General features: G+C 72.4%; 14 protein-coding genes and 1 tRNA gene. 6 read left to right on the top strand and 9 right to left on the bottom strand.

Going from position 1 to position 16,897, the window contains the following annotated elements; translation table 11 throughout:
- Nucleotides 1–19: 19 nt before the first annotated feature.
- The 6 genes from WQO_RS13630 to WQO_RS13605 all read right to left on the bottom strand — a co-directional run bounded on the left by WQO_RS13630 (nt 20) and on the right by WQO_RS13605 (nt 4,911).
- Nucleotides 20–490: a hypothetical protein gene (locus WQO_RS13630; protein WP_010059749.1), complete on the bottom strand. Its 471-nt coding sequence runs from the start codon at nt 488–490 to the stop codon at nt 20–22.
- A gap of 152 nt (nt 491–642) precedes the next feature.
- Nucleotides 643–1,236 (bottom strand): aminoacyl-tRNA hydrolase, encoded by a 594-nt coding sequence (gene pth, locus WQO_RS13625; protein ID WP_010059751.1) that lies wholly within the window; start codon nt 1,234–1,236, stop codon nt 643–645.
- Between the two features lie 113 nt (nt 1,237–1,349).
- On the bottom strand, nt 1,350–1,949 hold the full coding sequence (locus tag WQO_RS13620) for a 50S ribosomal protein L25/general stress protein Ctc (protein WP_010059754.1): 600 nt from the start codon (nt 1,947–1,949) through the stop codon (nt 1,350–1,352).
- Between the two features lie 233 nt (nt 1,950–2,182).
- Entirely contained in the window at nt 2,183–3,160 is a 978-nt protein-coding gene (locus WQO_RS13615) for a ribose-phosphate diphosphokinase (protein ID WP_006125162.1), read from the bottom strand.
- Nucleotides 3,161–3,280: 120 nt separating this feature from the next.
- Complete coding sequence (gene glmU, locus WQO_RS13610) at nt 3,281–4,729, bottom strand: bifunctional UDP-N-acetylglucosamine diphosphorylase/glucosamine-1-phosphate N-acetyltransferase GlmU (RefSeq protein ID WP_010059755.1); 1,449 nt, start codon at nt 4,727–4,729, stop codon at nt 3,281–3,283.
- Nucleotides 4,730–4,838: 109 nt separating this feature from the next.
- A tRNA-Gln gene (locus WQO_RS13605) sits at nt 4,839–4,911 on the bottom strand.
- 232 nt (nt 4,912–5,143) lie between these two features.
- Here WQO_RS13605 and WQO_RS13600 point away from each other — a divergent pair.
- The gene (locus tag WQO_RS13600; protein ID WP_029182207.1) at nt 5,144–6,466 is read left to right on the top strand and encodes a sensor histidine kinase; all 1,323 of its coding nucleotides are present in this window, start codon (nt 5,144–5,146) and stop codon (nt 6,464–6,466) included.
- Nucleotides 6,467–6,868: 402 nt separating this feature from the next.
- On the opposite strand, the gene WQO_RS13595 is transcribed toward WQO_RS13600, so the two are convergent.
- Nucleotides 6,869–7,369 carry an SUKH-3 domain-containing protein gene (locus tag WQO_RS13595; protein WP_010059758.1) on the bottom strand — a complete coding sequence of 167 codons (501 nt, stop codon included), beginning with the start codon at nt 7,367–7,369 and terminating at the stop codon, nt 6,869–6,871.
- A gap of 10 nt (nt 7,370–7,379) precedes the next feature.
- Nucleotides 7,380–7,904, bottom strand: coding sequence for a YwqJ-related putative deaminase (locus tag WQO_RS13590; RefSeq protein ID WP_010059760.1), 525 nt, complete (start codon nt 7,902–7,904; stop codon nt 7,380–7,382).
- A 235-nt stretch (nt 7,905–8,139) separates the two neighbouring features.
- On the opposite strand from WQO_RS13590, the gene WQO_RS13585 reads away from it, so the two are divergent.
- From WQO_RS13585 to WQO_RS13570, 4 genes are all read left to right on the top strand, one after another.
- Entirely contained in the window at nt 8,140–9,117 is a 978-nt protein-coding gene (locus tag WQO_RS13585; RefSeq protein WP_010059761.1) for an SMI1/KNR4 family protein, read from the top strand.
- 5 nt (nt 9,118–9,122) lie between these two features.
- Nucleotides 9,123–11,690, top strand: a complete 2,568-nt coding sequence (locus tag WQO_RS13580; RefSeq protein ID WP_010059762.1) for an SUKH-4 family immunity protein — start codon at nt 9,123–9,125, stop codon at nt 11,688–11,690.
- Between the two features lie 246 nt (nt 11,691–11,936).
- Nucleotides 11,937–12,881 (top strand): coiled-coil domain-containing protein, encoded by a 945-nt coding sequence (locus tag WQO_RS13575; RefSeq protein WP_050992296.1) that lies wholly within the window; start codon nt 11,937–11,939, stop codon nt 12,879–12,881.
- A gap of 208 nt (nt 12,882–13,089) precedes the next feature.
- On the top strand, nt 13,090–14,073 hold the full coding sequence (locus WQO_RS13570) for an aldo/keto reductase (protein WP_010059765.1): 984 nt from the start codon (nt 13,090–13,092) through the stop codon (nt 14,071–14,073).
- On the opposite strand, the gene pdxR is transcribed toward WQO_RS13570, so the two are convergent.
- Complete coding sequence (gene pdxR, locus WQO_RS13565; RefSeq protein ID WP_010059767.1) at nt 13,967–15,523, bottom strand: MocR-like pyridoxine biosynthesis transcription factor PdxR; 1,557 nt, start codon at nt 15,521–15,523, stop codon at nt 13,967–13,969. The genes WQO_RS13570 and pdxR overlap by 107 nt on opposite strands.
- A 206-nt stretch (nt 15,524–15,729) precedes the next feature.
- Here pdxR and WQO_RS13560 point away from each other — a divergent pair, with 206 nt between their 5' ends.
- Nucleotides 15,730–16,881: a cytochrome P450 gene (locus WQO_RS13560; protein WP_010059769.1), complete on the top strand. Its 1,152-nt coding sequence runs from the start codon at nt 15,730–15,732 to the stop codon at nt 16,879–16,881.
- Nucleotides 16,882–16,897: the final 16 nt, after the last annotated feature.

Below are 16,897 nucleotides of genomic sequence, written 5' to 3'. Positions count from 1 at the left end.
AGTCGAACGGGCGGTCCTGCTACAGCGCGACGAACGTCGCCACCAGCAGGGCCGCCCCCGCCGTTCCCGCACCCCACGCCGTCCGCGCCATCCGCAGCCCGCCGCCGATCACGAACGCGGCCAGCACCAGCGCACCGGCGAGCGGCACCCAGGCATGCAGAAAGCCCGGCAACCCCGTGCGGACGACCGCATCGGAACCGGGCTTCACCACCACGGGGAAACGATCCCCCTCACGCGCCGCGACGGACCGGTCCACGGTCACCCGCGGGCGCTCCCGCGACACCGAGTCGGGTGTGAACGACCCGGTGCACTTCTCCTCGCCGCATTCCGTGACCGTCACGGTCCCGTGGTCACGGCCCTTGGCCAGAATGATGTGGTGCGCGGCGTCCCACGACGCCCAGGCACCCGCGACCAGCAGCACCAGGACGACCAGCCCCAGGGCCACCCGCCGCCCCGCTGCCGCCGCCCGGTGGGAAGAGCTCCGCTTCATGGGGGCAGATCCTTGGCCAGACCCGTACCCGCGGTCAACCTATGGCCGAAAAACGCCCCAGCAGCACCAGGAATGTCAGGAGTTGTACGCGGCGGGGGGAGGGGCACCCTTCGCTCGGGAGTTGTACGTGGCGGGGGAGGGGCATCCCTCGCTCAGGAGTTGTACGCGCTCTGCGCGCGCTCCAGACCCTCCGCCAGCAGACACTCCACCGCGTCCGCCGACCGGTCCACCAGGAACTCCAGCTCCTTGCGCTCCGTCGACGAGAAGTCCTTCAGCACGAAGTCCGCGACCTGCATCCGCCCCGGCGGCCGCCCGATCCCGAACCGCACCCGGTGGTAGTCCGGACCCATCGCCTTCGTCATCGACTTCAGCCCGTTGTGCCCGTTGTCCCCGCCGCCCAGCTTCAGCCGCAGCGAACCGTAGTCGACGTCCAACTCGTCGTGGACCGCGACGACATGGTCCGTCGGCACCTTGTAGAAGTCGCGCAGCGCCGTCACCGGACCGCCCGACAGATTCATGTACGACATCGGCTTCACCAGCACCACCCGCCGGCTCGCCGGACCCGGCGGACCGATCCGCCCCTCCACGACCTGCGCCTGCGCCTTCTGCGCCCGCTTGAACTTCCCGCCGATCCGGGTCGCCAGCAGATCGGCGACCATGAACCCGACGTTGTGCCGGTTCGCCGCGTAGTCGGGTCCCGGATTGCCCAGGCCCACGATGAGCCAGGGGTCGGTGGCGTCGGACATCAGCGCTCGGTCTCCTCACATACGGCTTACGGCACAGGCAAACGGGGCGGCGGCTCCCGGGAAGGGAACCACCGCCCCGTCAGTCAAGCAGGTGGAACGGTGAGGGGAGAGGCTCAGGCCTCGGCGCCCTCGGCGGCCTCGCCCTCGGCGGCCTCGTCGTCGGCCGGCTCCTCGGCCTGCGCGGCGACGACCTGGATCACGATGGCGTCCTCGTCGCCGGCCAGCGTGGCGCCCTTGGGCAGCTCGATGTCCTTGGCGACGATCGAGTCACCGGCGTCCAGGCCCGCGACGGAGACCGTGACGGACTCGGGGATGTGGGTGGCCTCGGCCTCGACCAGCAGGGTCGCCTGGACGAACTCCAGCAGGTTGGCGCCCGGCGCCAGGTCACCGTCGGCGTGCACCGCGATCTCGACCTGGACCTTCTCGCCGCGCTTCACGGTGAGCAGGTCGACGTGCTCGATGGTGCCCTTGAGGGGGTGACGCTGCACGGCCTTCGGGATGACCAGCGTGTCCTTGCCGTCGAGCTTCAGACCGATCAGCACGTTGGCCGTACGCAGGGCGAGCAGCAGCTCGTGGCCCGGCAGCGTGACGTGGACGGGCTCGGCGCCGTGGCCGTAGACGACACCGGGAACACGGTCGGCGCGGCGGACACGGCGGGCGGCGCCCTTGCCGAACTCGGTACGGACCTCGGTGGCGAGCTTGATCTCAGCCATGGTTGCACTCCTCGTCAGTGGGGTGAGCCGTCGGAAGACGGAACACGATCGGTCACCCGGCCCACGACAGGCCTGCTACGAAGAGCGCGTCGATAACGGACCGCCGTACACACGGGTACGGCCTCCCTCGCCGAGCAACTCGCTGAGTCTACCCGGCGGGGAGGCCGCACCCCAAAGTGGATCAACAGGGACCGCTCAGGCGGCCGGTCCTGCCTCTCTCAACCCTGCTTCTTTCAGCCCTGCTCCTCGAAGAGGCTCGTCACCGAACCGTCCTCGAACACCTCACGCACCGCACGCGCGATCGTCGGCGCGATCGAGAGCACCGTGATCTTGTCCAGCTCCAGCTCGCCCGGCGTCGGCAGCGTGTCCGTGAACACGAACTCGCTCACCTTCGAGTTCTTCAGCCGGTCGGCCGCCGGACCCGACAGCACGCCGTGCGTCGCCGTCACGATGACGTCCTCCGCGCCGTGCGCGAACAGGGCGTCCGCGGCGGCGCAGATCGTGCCACCGGTGTCGATCATGTCGTCGACCAGCACACAGACCCGGCCCTCGACGTTACCGACGACCTCGTGGACGGAGACCTGGTTCGGCACGTCCTTGTCGCGGCGCTTGTGCACGATCGCCAGCGGGGCGTCCAGCCGGTCGCACCAGCGGTCGGCGACCCGCACGCGGCCCGCGTCCGGGGAGACGATCGTCAGCTTGGAGCGGTCGACCTTCGCACCCACGTAGTCCGCCAGGATCGGCAGCGCGAACAGGTGGTCCACCGGGCCGTCGAAGAAGCCCTGGATCTGGTCCGTGTGCAGGTCGACGGTGAGGATCCGGTCCGCACCCGCCGTCTTCATCAGGTCCGCCACCAGACGGGCCGAGATCGGCTCGCGGCCCTTGTGCTTCTTGTCCTGGCGGGCGTACCCGTAGAACGGCACGATCACCGTGATCGAGCGGGCGGACGCGCGCTTCAGCGCGTCCAGCATGATCAGCTGCTCCATGATCCACTTGTTGATCGGAGCCGTGTGGCTCTGGATCAGGAAGCAGTCCGCGCCACGTGCCGACTCCTGGAACCGCACATAGATCTCACCGTTGGCGAAATCGAAGGCCTTCGTCGGCACGAGACCGACTCCCAGCTGATGGGCGACCTCCTCGGCCAGCTCGGGGTGGGCGCGGCCGGAGAAGAGCATCAGTTTCTTCTCGCCGGTCGTCTTGATCCCGGTCACAGCACAGTCTCCTCAGACGTGTATCTGGCGCTGCACGCATAGGTCCCGATGTGCAACGAGCCAGCCGAAATGGGGTGAGCATCTATCACGGTACGCCGTCACCGGCGCACCTGTTTCCGGTCAGCTTTGCCCGTCGGGCTCCTGCGACGACGCCTGAGCGGCCTGCGCGGCGGCGCTGCCCGGACGCTTCCGGGCCACCCAACCCTCGATATTCCGCTGCTGGCCCCGCGCCACGGCCAGCGAACCGGAGGGGACGTCCTTCGTGATGACCGACCCGGCGGCGGTGTAGACCCCGTCCCCGACCGTGACCGGTGCCACAAACATATTGTCCGAACCGGTGCGGCAGTGGGAGCCGATCGTCGTGTGGTGCTTGGCCACCCCGTCGTAGTTCACGAAGACGCTCGCCGCACCGATGTTGGTGTGGTCGCCGATGGTCGCGTCGCCGACGTAGCTCAGGTGCGGGACCTTCGTCCCCTCCCCGATCGTGGCGTTCTTCATCTCCACGTACGTACCGGCCTTGGCCTTGACCCCCAGCCGGGTCCCCGGCCGCAGGTAGGCGTACGGGCCGACGGCCGCCCCGGGCCCGATCTCGGCCGAGAGCGTCACGGTGTTGTCGACGCGGGCGCCGGCGCCGACGTGGGTGTCCTCGATCCGCGAGTTGGGCCCCACCTCGGAGTCCTCGGCGAGATGCGTGGAGCCGAGCAGCTGCGTTCCCGGGTGCACGAGCGCGTCCCGCTCGTACGTCACGGTCGCGTCGATCAGCGTGGACGCCGGGTCGACGATCGTCACGCCGGCGAGCATCGCCCGCTCCAGCAGCCGCTCGTTCAGCAGCCGGCGGGCCTCGGCGAGCTGGAGCCGGTTGTTGATGCCGAGGATCTCGCGGTGGTCGCCCGCCACGGACGCGCCGACGCGGTGCCCGGCCTCGCGGAGGATGGACAGCACGTCGGTGAGGTACTCCTCGCCCTGGCTGTTGTCGGTACGCACCTTGCCCAGGGCGTCGCCCAGCAGCCGCCCGTCGAACGCGAACACCCCGGAGTTGATCTCGCGGATCGCCCGCTGCTCGTCGGTGGCGTCCTTGTGCTCGACGATCTCGGTGACCGCGCCGGTGGCGGGGTCGCGCACGATGCGCCCGTAGCCGGTGGAGTCCGGGACCTCGGCGGTCAGGACGGTCACCGCGTTGGCGTCGGCGGAGTGGGTGGCGGCGAGTGCGCCGAGCGTCTCGCCGGAGAGCAGCGGGGTGTCGCCGCACACGACGATCACGGTCCCGTCGACGGCCCCGCCGAGTTCTTCGAGCCCCATGCGGACGGCGTGCCCGGTGCCGTTCTGCTCGGCCTGGAAGGCGGTGCGCACGGGGGCGTCGCCGCCGTTCAGATGCGCGGTGACCTGCTCACTGGCGTGGCCGACGACCACGACGAGGTGCTGGGGGTCCAGCTCGCGGGCGGCGGCGACGACATGTCCGACGAGCGAGCGCCCGGAGATCTCGTGCAGAACCTTGGGGGTCTTCGACTTCATGCGGGTGCCCTCACCCGCTGCGAGGACGACGACGGCTGCCGGGCTGGTTGCGCTCACGGATGTGCCCTTCGGCTTCGGGTGGTGGTCATCCGCAGGATACCGGGGGTGTTTCCACGGGAAACGGGGGCGGGCCCCGACCGGTGAGGTCGGGGCCCGCGTGCCGAAGCTCCCCCATCAGGATTCGAACCTGAACAGACGGTACCAAAAACCGCAGTGCTGCCTGATTACACCATGGGGGATCAATAACGGCTAAACCGGACATTGGATCGGTTCGCCGGATCGGCACCCAACACTATGCCGTACCAAGCGCCTTCTACGCGACGACAGAAGGGAGACGGAGTGCGGCGCTTCTGTCGTCGCTCCTGTCCGGCGCTCCTTGTTCGACCGCGGAACGTGCTGTCGCCGGTCACCCGAAGTGAGCTGTTGCCGGTCACCCGGAATTGAGATGCGTCCGCCCGTAGGCTGGATGCCATGACCGCAACGGGGGCAGACCGGGAGGCGGCGGGATCGACCACCCGCGGCTACTGGTGGTGGGAGCGGCGACGGAGTGTCGCCCTGGACGTGGGACTGGCGCTGGTATCGGCGCTGGAGTGTGGCCTGGAGGGGGTGGAGTTCGCCCGGAACATCGGGATTCCGGTGCCGGTGGGCGTGGTGTTCGGGCTTCTGGCGGGTTCGGTGCTGCTGGTGCGCCGGCGGTGGCCGATCGTCGTGGTGCTGCTGACGATCGCGATGACGCCCGCCGAGATGGGCTTCCTGATGGCCCTGGTCGGCCTGTACACGCTGGCCGCCTCCGAGGTGCCGCGCCGGATCACCGTCGTGCTCGCGAGCATGGCGCTGGTGGGGACGTTCATCATCACGTACGTACGGCTGCGGCAGAGCGTGGCCGAGCAGGCCGACTTCGGGCCGGGGGACTGGTACGTCCCCCTGATGTCCGTCTTCATGGCGGTGGGGCTCACGGCCCCGTCCGTGCTCCTCGGCCTCTACATAGGGGCCAGGCGCCGTCTGATGGAGAGCCTGCGGGAGCGGGCCGATTCGCTGGAGCGGGAGCTGTCCCTGCTCGCGGACCGGGCCGAGGAGCGGGCCGAGTGGGCGCGTACGGAGGAGCGGACCCGGATCGCCCGGGAGATGCATGACGTGGTCGCCCACCGGGTGAGCCTGATGGTGGTGCACGCTGCCGCGCTCCAGGCCGTCGCCCCGAAGGATCCGGCGAAGGCCGTGCGCAACGCGGCGCTGGTCGGGGACATGGGCCGGCAGGCGCTGACGGAGCTGCGCGAGATGCTCGGGGTGCTGCGGACGGGGGAGGCGCTGACCGCGCCGGCCGCGGCGGGCGGGGTTCCGCTGGCGTCGGTACGGCAGGCGGCCGCGGTGGCCGCCGTCTCCGCCGCGACGGAGGACGGGCCCCGGCTGCACGAGCTGGAGGCGCTGGTGGCGCAGTCCCGGCAGGCGGGGATGGTGGTGGAGCTGACGGTCCACGGAGACCTGCGGCCGTATCCGCCGGAGGTGGAGCAGACGGCGTACCGGGTGGTGCAGGAGGCGCTGACGAACGTGCACAAGCATGCGGCGGGCGCGAAGACGTGGGTGCGGCTCGCGCATCGGGAGGCCGAGGTCGCGATGCAGGTGGAGAACGGCCCGTCGGACGCGGCGGTGGCGGATGCGGGGTTGCCGAGCGGGGGGAACGGATTGGTGGGGATGCGGGAGCGGGTGCTGGGGCTGGGGGGTGTGTTCGTCTCCGGCCCGACGGAGGCGGGGGGCTTCCGCGTGTCGGCGGTGCTCCCGGTGGTGCCCGCCGCTTGAGCCCGCGGCGCCTGGCCCTTTCAGCCCGTGCGCCTGGCTTTCGGCCTGTGCCGCCTGGCCTTTCAGCCCGTGCGCCTGGCTTTCCAGCCTGTGCCGCCTGGCCTTTCAGCCCGTGCGCCTGGCTTTCAGCCCGTGCGGCGCGTGAGGGCGGGCCCACTCTCTCCAGCCCGTCCGGCGATTGAGGGCCAGCCTTCTCAGCCCGTCCGGCGATTGAGGACGGAAACCCTCGTGGTGGGGAGCGGCGACCCCTCGTGTGGCGGTGAGTGATGGTGCCGGGTTCGTCCCGAGCCACGGTTCCGTCCTCAAACGCCGGACGGGCTGGGATGGGTTCGCCTTCAAGCGCCGGACGGGCTGGGATTGGCCGGGGCGGGCCGGAAGTCGGGCGGGCGGGCTGGAGTTGGCTCAGGCCGACGTCAGGCGCGGCGGTTGCGTGCCCGTGACCAGCGTGGACAGCGCCTCGTCGATGTCCCGGCCCAGGAACCAGTCGCCGGTGTGGTCGATGCTGTACACCCGCCCCTCCGTATCGATCGCCAGCACCGCCTGCTCCTCGCCCTCCGCCCCCAGCGGGCTGACCTCGGTCTCCAGGGCCCGGCCCAGGTCCCCGAGCGTGCGGGCCAGATGGAGCCCGCTCAGGGGGTCGATCCGTACCGCCGTGGGCGCGATGTGCCGGCCCGGCGCGGACGCGGTGATGCGGAGGCCGCCGAACTCCGCCCACGCCTCGACCGCCGCCGGGAACACGGCGTGCCGGTGGCCGGCCGGGGAGGCGTGGGAGCGCAGGGCGTCGGCCCATTCCTCCGCCTGGCGGATGTCCCAGCGCCCGGGCTGCCAGCCCGCCTCGCGCAGGGCGGCATCGACGGCGACGGAGAAGCGGGTGGTGGAGGTGTGCTGCTGGCGGTCGTGCATCGGTGGGCGGTCAGCCCTTCTCGGCGGTGGTCGCGGCGCCGGTGGAGGTCAGGTCGACGGGGCGTACGCCGAAGTGGGACAGGAGGACGGAACAGGACCGGCAGGGCGGTGCGTAGCTGCCGTGCAGCGGGTCGCCGTCCTCGCGGATCCGCCGGGCGGTGATCCGTGCGTGCTTGAGCGCGCGCCGCGCCTCCCCGTTGGTCAGGGGTTTTCGCTGGGCCCGTTTGGAGCGCCCGGTCTCGGCGGCGGTGAGCTGACGGGAGAGCAGTATCGCTTCGGGGCAGCGGCCCGTGAAGCGTTCGCGCTGGCCGCTGGTGAGGGTGTCGAGGAAGTCCTGGACGAGCGGGTGCAGCACCGGCGGCTGGTCCCCCTTGCCCGCGGTGCAGGTCAGCGTCTCGCCGCGGACGGACAGCGCGGCGGCCACGGCGGGGAGGATCCCGTCGCGGCGGTGGATCAGTCGGGGCGTACGGCTGGTCTCGGTGTCGCTCCAGCTGAGGCGCGGATCCCCTGATGTGACGGTTTGTGTGGAATGCATCGTGCTGACGTCCCTCCCTGCAATCCCCCGAGTTGCGGGGACAGCCTGCCAAATGTGCCGGGTGGTGGGGAAGCTGGGTGGGGGAAACGTGTCTGCGTGTCGCCCGAAGGTGCGAAACTGCCCCCTCACCGTCACACGCCTGTGACCGTTCGTGACGGAAACGGCGGGGCGGGACCCCCTGTTGCCCCACCGCTTAGGCTGTGCGGAACACCGGACGCAGCAGGGGGCATCAGCCATGACGACAGGTCGGCTCGGGCAGCAAGCCGCGCCACCGAACGCCGCCTATGCCGGGCAGGTCGTGAATTTCCCGGATCCGGTCCGGGCGTCCCGGCACCCCGGTGGGGTGCGGATGGACGGGAACGGCCACCCGGTTCTCTCGCCGTACGCGCGCGCCGCGGCCGAGATCGCCGACCCGCCTCCGGGCTTCGGCATCGACGAGCTGCGCCTGACCGACTACGTGTCGGCGAACGCGGCGATGGCGGCGAGCGGACACGACCTGTGGGACACGATTCCCGCGGTGGCGACCCCGCACGGCTGGACGTGGCACCACGTGCCCGGCGGCCGGCGGATGGAGCTGGTGCCGGTCGAGGTGAAGGCGCTGCTGCGTCATCACGGCGGCCTCGCGGGTACGGACGTCGACCAGGACCGGCGTGGCACCCGCCCGTTGCAGGAGACCCGTCCGGCGCACTTCCGGCTGCCCAAGGGCGCTGGCGCGGTGACCGAGCAGCAGGTCCAGGGCGTCGAGGAGGACCTCGGCTACCGGCTGCCCGGCGCGTACCGCTCCTTCCTCAAGGCGGCCGGCGGTTCGGCCCCCGTGGGCGCGGCGCTGGACGCGGAACTGGGGCTGCTGGTGGACCAGCCGTTCTTCACGGTGCGTGACGAGGCCGCGATGAACGACCTGGTGTACGTGAACAAGTGTCTGCGGGACCACTTCACCAAGGACTACCTGGGCGTCGCGTTCGTCCAGGGCGGGATTCTCGCCGTGAAGGTACGCGGCCAGGACATCGGTTCGGTGTGGTTCTGCCCGTACGACGACGCCCGGGACCAGGACGGCTGGAGCGTCCAGGAGCGTGTGGAGCGGCTGCTGCTGCCCTGCGGCACGGACTTCGACGCCTTCCTGGAGCGGCTGGCGGGCAACCCGCCGGAGCTGGAGACCGTGGCGAACCTGATGGTGGACGGCGGCTTCGCGCGCGCCGTCCCGGTGGAGGGGTGAGCGCGGTGGTGACGTTCGCGCAGGCACAGGATCGGGCGGACGAGTGGGTCAACGGTGACCTGCCCGCGTATCAGCACCGTGAGGTGCGCGTCCGTGAGTTCGACCTCGGATTCGTGGTGTGGGCCGAGGACCGGCCGGAGGGTCCCGTCTCGGACGGGGGCCGTCAGCGGCTGGTGATCGCCCGGGACAGCGGTGAGGCGACGCTGTGGCCGGGGCTGCCGGTGGGTGAGGTGATCCGGCGGTACGAGGAGGAGTACGGGACTCCGGCGGGTGCGCCCGCCGCTGCTCCGGAGCCGCCGCAGCGGGTGGATCTGAACCAGACGTCGTTCCTGCTGACGCCGCCGGAGTGGCTCCAGGAGGCGGCGGACAAGCTGGGGATTCCGGATCACCGCGCGGAGCGCCGGGATACGGCTGCGGATGCGGAGGCGGCTGAGCCGTCCCCGTCGTCGCCGGCGTCCGCGGCCCCGTCGCAGCCCACGCCCCCGGTGCCGTCTGCGTCTTCGCCCTCGGTCCCGTCGCAGGCCCCGTCTTCGCCCTCGGCCCCGTCCCCTTCCGTACCGGCGTCGGGTCAGACCCCCGTTCCCGGTCCCGTCGCCGCGGACGCGACGCCGCCCTCCGCTCCCTCCTGGCCCGCCGCCGACGGTGGTGCGGCCTACGAGCCCACGGCTTCCGACGGTGTGCCCGCCGGGGCGACCCCGTGGGCCGGTACGGACACCAATTCCGACTCCGACGACGCGGCGGTCCCGCTGCCCGCGACGGTGTTCGCACCGCCGCTGTCGGGGACGGACGACGAGGAGGCCCCGCCGCCGGTCGTTCCGGCGGAGGCGCCCACCGCGCTCATGTCGGGTGGCAGCCAGCTGCCGCGTACGCAGGTGGCCCCGGCGCTCCGGCCGGAGCAGGGTGCGTCGGACGGGGCCGGTGACATCGCCGACGCGGCCACCAGCAAGGCCGTGGTGCCGCCGCGCGGGGCGCGTGGGGGCGGTCCGTCGACCCCGCCGCCGCCCGGTGCCCCGGGGGTTCCCGGCATGCCTCCCGGCGCGACCCCGCCGCCTTCGGGTCCGGGTGCGCCCGGCGCCCCGGCGGGTGGGTACGTCCCGACGCAGCTCGTCTCGCAGCTCGGCCCGCCCGGCGCCACCCCGCCGGGCCCGCCCGGACCGCCGCCGGGTGCCACCCCGCCGCCCGCTCCGCCCGGCCCGCCCGCGGCCCCCGGTTCCACGCCGCCCTCGGGCGGCGGGGTGCACCATGCCGCGACGATGCTCGCCGACGGGAGCAGCATCGGCGCGGGCGTCCCGGGCGCGCCCAGGCCGCCGGGCCCGCCCGGTGCCCCGGGTGCTCCGCAGCCCCCCGGGCCTCCCGGTCCGCCGCCGGGTTCCACGCCGCCTCCGGGTGGCGGGGTGCACCACGCCGAGACGATGTTCGCGGGTCCGGGCCAGGTCGGCCCGCCCGGTCCGCCCGGAGCCCCGGGCGGTTCAGTGGGTGGTCCCGGTCCCGTACCGCAGCCGCCGGGTCCTCCCGGTCCGCCCGGTCCTCCCGGTCCGCCGCCCGGTGGGCACACCCCGCCGCCTCCCGCGTACGGCTATCCGCAGCAGCCCACCGGTCAGCCGACCGTGGGCCCCGGCTACCAGGCCGTGCTGCGGTTCCGGGCTCCGGACGGCAGCGAGCAGCAGCTGATCCGCCGTTCGGCGCCGGGCACCCCGCACCCCGAGTGGCAGATGCTGCACGAGCTGCGGGCGATGAACGTGCCGCCGCAGCAGGTCATCGAGCTCCACACGGAGCTGGAGTCCTGCGAGCTGCCGGGCGGGTACTGCGCGCGGATGATCCGGGAGACCTGGCCGCAGGTGCGGATCACCAGCGTCGCTCCGTACGGGACGGATCACGCCAGCCGCCAGCAGGGCATGCAGCATCTGCTGACGCACCAGGGCGAGCTGCACCAGGTGGCGGACGGCCCGGCGCGGCCCGCGCCGGTGCGGGCGCCGCTGCCGCAGATGCCGCCCGCGCCCGCGCTGCCGCCGGAGGCGATCGCCGAGGAGCTGGCGCAGGCGTTCGGTCCGCAGGGCATTCTCCGGTTCGACCAGCGGGCGGTGTCCCGTCAGGGCGTGCCGGAGATCGTCGCGCGCACCCTGGTGTGGGCGGGGCTGCCCGCCGATTTCGGGCCGTTCTTCTGGGCGCAGCCGGGGCAGCCGGTGGTGCCGACGCTGGCCGAGCTGGCCGCGCAGCGGCAGGTGCAGCCGGCGCCGGACGCGGGGTCGTACCTGGTGATGGGTACGGACTTCGGCCGGGCGATCTGTGTGCAGTACGGGACGGCGAACATCGTGGCCGTGCCGGTGGAGGCGGGCCCCGGCGGGCAGCCGGTGCCACCGCAGTTCGTGAACACGGGGCTGCCCGAGTTCGTGCGGTCGATGGCGCTGCTGGGCCGGATGTGGCGGCTGCGGTACGGGCTGAACCCGGAGCAGGCGGGCCGCTGGACCGTCGACTTCCAGGCACAGCTGGTGGCGCTGGACCCGGCGGCGCTGGCGTCGCCGGAGAGCTGGTGGTCGGTGCTGCTGGAGCAGATGTGGGACGGCTTGATCTGATCTGACCCGGTCTGCCGGCCCGGTCCGGCGGCCCGGCTTCATGGTCCGGCCGAAGCGCCCGAACCCTTCCCGGGTTCGGGCGCTTCGCTGTGTGCCGGTTCGGCCGGATCTGTGATGCCGGTCGCTTCCGGCCGGAATGGCGCTGATCGATTCCGACTTCCGGCACCAATTGCCGCATCCTTGACGTATCGCGGGGTGTCGTGGTGCGGCGGTGCGTGCCGGTGGGTCGTAGAGAGGGCTTCAGGGATGAGTGCTGGACCGGTGTCCGCGTTCGACGTCGTCGGTGTCCGGGGGAAGGGCTACCGCCCGGACCAGGTGGACCGCAGGGTGGCCGCCCTGACGGCCGAGCGTGACGGGGCGCTCGCCGAGATCGCGCGGCTGACCGGCCGGGCGGAGGAGCTGCACGCCGAAGCGGCCCGGCTGGCCGAGACCGTGGCGACGCTGCCTGTGCAGGACTACGCCGAGCTGGGGGAGCGGGCGCAGCGGATCCTGGCCCTGGCCGAGGGTGAGGCCCAGGCGCTGGAGGCCGAGGCCGTGGCGGCGGGCCAGGCGCTGCGGGACGAGGCGGAGACGGCGGGACGGGCCGCCGGGGACGCGGCGCGCGAGGCGGGCGAGGCGGTGCGTGCGGCGGCGGACCGGGCGGCGGAGGAGCGGGTGGCCGCGGCGGTCCGGGAGGCGGAAGGGCTGCTGGCGGCGGCCCGGCAGGACGCCGAGGAGGTGCGGGAGGCCGCCGCGTCGGCGATGGCGGCGACCCGTGACCGTACGGCGAGCGTGCTGGCCCACCAGGAGCAGGAGCACGCGGAGCGCCTCAAGGCGGCCGAGGCCGAACTGGCCGCAGAGGAAGCCGCGTTGGAGGCCCGGCACACGGAGTTGACCGAGCGGGCCGAGGCGCTGCTCACGGAGGCGGGCCGGCACCTCGCCGCCACCCAGGAGGCCGCCCGGCACGGCCAGGAGGACGCGGAGGCGCGGGCGGCGGAGCTGCTGGCCGAGGCGCGGTTCCGGGAGGAGCGGGTGGTCCGGGAGACGGAGCGGATCCTGCGGGAGCACGAGGAGGGCCGCGAGGAGGTCCAGGCGCACATGGCGCACGTCCGCAGCTCGCTGGCGGCGCTGACGGGGCGGGTGACGTCGAACGGCGACGGCAACGAGGGCGGGGACGGGGACGGGCACGAGAACGAGCACGAGGGGGCCTGAGCGCCCGAGCGCACCAGGCGGCCCCGGGTGACCGGGCGCCCCGGGCGAGCGCCCCGAGTGACCGAGCGCGCGGGCGCGGCAAAGCGGTCCGGTTTTCCGGCGTCCCATTGGCCCGGGATACCGATCCGTTCGCGGCCTACGGTGGTGATCGTTCCTCCCGGAGAAACGTCCAGGAGGGCACGACAGCCCACTTGTTGAGGAGTTCCGCATGCTGCGACGTCGTATCGGAGGGTCCACCGGCCCCCTGGCCAGCGCTCTGGCCCTGGGCACGCTGCCGTTCGGCACCACGGTGGACGAGAAGACGTCCTTCGCCATCCTGGACCGGTTCGTCGAGGCGGGCGGCAACCTCCTCGACACCGCCAACGCCTACGCGTTCTGGGTTCCCGGCGGCACCGGGGACGAGAGCGAGGCGATCATCGGCCGCTGGCTCGCCGACCGGGGCGTGCGCGACGAGGTGCTGATCTCCACCAAGGCGGGGGCGCGGCCCACGGTGCCCGGCACCGGCCTGGAGACGGCCGAGGGGCTGTCGGGGGCGGTCGTCACCAAGGCCGCCGAGGACAGCCTGCGCCGCCTGGGCACGGACCGCATCGACGTGTACTGGTCGCATCTCGAGGACCGGACCGTCCCGTTGGAGGAGACGGTCGAGGCCCTCGACTCCCTGGTCAAGGACGGCAAGGCGACCGTTCTCGGCTGCTCGAACCACGCCACCTGGCGGACGGAGCGGGCGCGCGCCGTGGCCCGCGCGGGCGGGCTGACGCCCTACACCTGCGTCCAGCAGCGCTACTCCTACCTCCAGCCGCGCTTCGACCTGAGCCTGCCGGAGAGCGCGCACGTGCACGTCACGCCGGAGCTGCTCGACTATCTGCGGGCCGAGTCCGACCTGACGCTGATGGCCTACTCGGCGCTGATCTCGGGCGCGTACACCCGGGCGGACAAGCCGCTGCCGGAGGCGTACGACCACCCGGGCAGCGCGCGGCGGCTCGCGGTGCTCGGCGAGGTGGCCGGTGAACTGGGGGCGACGCCGAACCAGGTGGTGCTGGCCTGGCTGATGGCCGGTGACCCGCCGGTCATCCCGATCGTGGGCGTCAGCTCGGTCGAGCAGCTGGACGAGGTGCTGGGAGCGGCGGAACTGCGGCTGCCGGAGGAGCTGAAGGCCCGCCTGGACTCGGCGGACTCCGGTCAGGCCGACTGACCCCGGGCGTGGCCGACCGGCCGTCCCGTACGCGTTCCACGGCCTGGGCCAGGCGCCGGACCGCTTCCGGCACCGCCCGGTCGGTGAGGTTCCCGTAGCCGACGACGAGGGTCGAGACCGAGGGGCCCGGCCCGGGGTCCTCCGGCGCCATCCGGTAGTCGTCCAGGCTCGCCAGGCGTACGTCGTGACCGGCCGCCTCCTTCACCACGTCGCCCGCCGGGCAGTCGCGCAGGGGGAGCAGCAGATGGAATCCGGCGGCCGCCCCGCCGACGGCCGCTTCGGGCAGGTGCGCCGCGAGTTCGCGCAGGAGATGGTCGCGGCGGCGTTTGTAGCGCAGCCGGGAGGCGCGCAGGTGCCGGTCGTAGGCGCCGGAGGTGACGAAGCGGGAGAAGGCGTCCTGATCGATGACGGGGGGCGGGGCGCCTCCGGTGTCCCGGGCGACGAGGGCCCCGGTCCAGCGGCCGGGAGCGGCGACCCAGCCCAGCCGTACGGCGGGGGAGAGCGTCTTGCTCAGCGAACCGAGCAGGGCGACATGGTCCGGCGCCATGCCCTGAAGGGCGCCCACGGGGTGGCGGTCGTAGCGGAACTCGGCGTCGTAGTCGTCCTCCATGATCAGGCCGTCCACCTCCCGGGCCCAGTCGGCCAGTTCCGCGCGGCGGGTGGGCGCGAGGACGACGCCGGTGGGGAACTGGTGTGCCGGGGCCACGATCACCGCGCGTACGTCTGTCTCCCGGCGCAACTGGTCGACCCGCAAACCCTGTTCGTCCACCGCGACCGGCACCGGTGTCAGGCCCGCCGCCGCCACGGTCAGGCGCAGCTGGGTCCAGCCGGGGTCCTCGACCGCGACCCGGGTGTGCCCGGCGGCCCGCAGCGCCCGGCACAGCCGCAGGACACCGTCCAACGTGCCCGCGCAGACGACGAGGTGGTCCGGCTCCACACGGGCTCCGCGCCCGCGCGCGAGGTAGGAGGCGAGCTGCCGGCGCAGCCTCGGCAGTCCCGCCGCATCGGGGTAGCCCAGCTCGTCCCAGGTCAGTTCGGTGGTGGCGGCCCGGACCATGTCAGCCCAGCGTTTGCGCGGGAACGCGCGCAGGTCGGGGACGCCCGGCAGCAGGTCGAACCGGGGCGTCCAGCGCGATCCGCCCGCACCCGCGTCCGGGGGCGCGGTGACACCGGCGTGCGCCCGCACCCGGGTGGCCGAGCCGCTGCGGGCCTCGAAGTAGCCCTCGGCGACGAGTTGGGCGTAGGCCTCGGTCACCACCCAGCGGGAGCACCGCAGATCCGCCGCGAGGACACGGCTCGGGGGCAGGGTGCTGCCCACGGAGAGCCGCCCGCCGGTGACGGCGGCCCGCAGAGCGCGGGCCAGCCGTGTGTGCAGGGGGCCGTCGGCGGGATCCGCCAGTTCCAGGAAGGTCCCCCACGCGGGCCCGGTCCGCTCACGGTCATGCGTCACAGCCGGAGATCGTAGCGGCCGGGATGCCGTACCGGCTCGGGGATTTCGCGACCCATGGCTCTTGCATATATCCGCCGGTACGAGCTGAATAAGTCATGCACCTCGCAGTTTCCCGTTCTGCTTGCAAGGGAGTGGTCATGACCGTCCGAGCACCGGACATTCTGTCGCCAGAGTTCGAGAGAGACCCGTATGCGGCGTATCGCCGGATGCGGCAGGACGCGCCGCTCCTGTGGCACGAGGCCACGAAGAGTTACATCGTCTCGCGCTACGAGGACGTGGAGCGCGTCTTCAAGGACAAGGCCGGTGAGTTCACCACCGAGAACTACGACTGGCAGATCGAGCCCGTGCACGGGCGGACGATTCTCCAGCTCAGCGGGCGCGAGCACGCCGTACGCCGGGCCCTCGTCGCGCCCGCCTTCCGGGGTGCCGACCTGCGGGACAAGTTCTTACCGGTCATCGAGCGCAATTCGCGCGAATTGATCGACCGGTTCCGCGACTCCGGTTCCGTCGATCTGGTGGCCCACTACGCCACCCGATTTCCCGTGAACGTCATTGCGGACATGCTCGGTCTGGACAAGTCCGACTATGAGCGTTTTCACGGTTGGTATACGGCCGTCATCGCCTTTCTCGGTAATCTCTCCGGCGATCAGGACGTGGCGCGGGCCGGTGAACGTACGCGCGTCGAGTTCGCCGAGTACATGCTGCCGATCATCCGCGAACGGCGGGAGTCGCCGGGCGAGGATCTGCTGTCGACGCTCTGCACCGCGGAGGTCGACGGGGTCCGGATGAGCGACGAGGACGTCAAGGCGTTCTGCAGTCTGCTGCTGGCGGCGGGCGGGGAGACCACCGACAAGGCCATCGCCGGTATCTTCGCCAACCTGCTCACGCACCCGGAGCAGTTGGCGGCGGTCCGCGCCGACCGGAGCCTGATAGCCCGCGCCTTCGCCGAGACGCTGCGCTACACCCCGCCGGTCCACATGATCATGCGCCATTCGGCGACGGACGTGGAGTTGAGCGGCGGCACCGTACCGGCGGGCTCCACGGTGACCTGCCTGATCGGCTCCGCCAACCGTGACGAGGACCGCTACCGCGACCCCGATGTCTTCGACATCTTCCGCGAGGACCTGACTGCCACGAACGCGTTCTCGGCGGCGGCCGACCATCTCGCCTTCGCGCTCGGCCGGCACTTCTGCGTGGGTGCCCTGCTGGCCAGGTCCGAAGTCGAGACCGGCGTGGGCCAGTTGCTGGACGCCATGCCCGATCTGCGGCTGGCCGACGGCTTCGACCCGGTCGAGAACGGCGTGTTCACCCGGGGGCCGAAGAGCCTGCCGGTGCTTTTCACACCGGTGTCCGGCTGACGGCACGCCGTCGTAC

The organism is Streptomyces globisporus C-1027, assembly GCF_000261345.2.
Taxonomy (GTDB): Bacteria; Actinomycetota; Actinomycetes; order Streptomycetales; family Streptomycetaceae; genus Streptomyces; species Streptomyces pakalii.
The sequence above is the reverse complement of the archived record's forward strand: the minus strand, read 5'-3'. Positions and strand labels throughout refer to the sequence as shown.

Excerpts from the sequence above, each read along its gene's own strand:
- WQO_RS13600 (WP_029182207.1), top strand. The coding sequence starts at position 5,144 with ATGACCGCAACGGGGGCAGACCGGGAGGCGGCGGGATCGACCACCCGC.
- WQO_RS13560 (WP_010059769.1), top strand. The coding sequence starts at position 15,730 with ATGCGGCAGGACGCGCCGCTCCTGTGGCACGAGGCCACGAAGAGTTAC.
- WQO_RS13570 (WP_010059765.1), top strand. The coding sequence starts at position 13,090 with ATGCTGCGACGTCGTATCGGAGGGTCCACCGGCCCCCTGGCCAGCGCT.
- WQO_RS13595 (WP_010059758.1), bottom strand. The coding sequence starts at position 7,369 with ATGCACGACCGCCAGCAGCACACCTCCACCACCCGCTTCTCCGTCGCC.
- WQO_RS13620 (WP_010059754.1), bottom strand. The coding sequence starts at position 1,949 with ATGGCTGAGATCAAGCTCGCCACCGAGGTCCGTACCGAGTTCGGCAAG.
- WQO_RS13575 (WP_050992296.1), top strand. The coding sequence starts at position 11,937 with ATGAGTGCTGGACCGGTGTCCGCGTTCGACGTCGTCGGTGTCCGGGGG.
- WQO_RS13630 (WP_010059749.1), bottom strand. The coding sequence starts at position 490 with ATGAAGCGGAGCTCTTCCCACCGGGCGGCGGCAGCGGGGCGGCGGGTG.
- WQO_RS13585 (WP_010059761.1), top strand. The coding sequence starts at position 8,140 with ATGACGACAGGTCGGCTCGGGCAGCAAGCCGCGCCACCGAACGCCGCC.
- WQO_RS13590 (WP_010059760.1), bottom strand. The coding sequence starts at position 7,904 with ATGCATTCCACACAAACCGTCACATCAGGGGATCCGCGCCTCAGCTGG.
- pth (WP_010059751.1), bottom strand. The coding sequence starts at position 1,236 with ATGTCCGACGCCACCGACCCCTGGCTCATCGTGGGCCTGGGCAATCCG.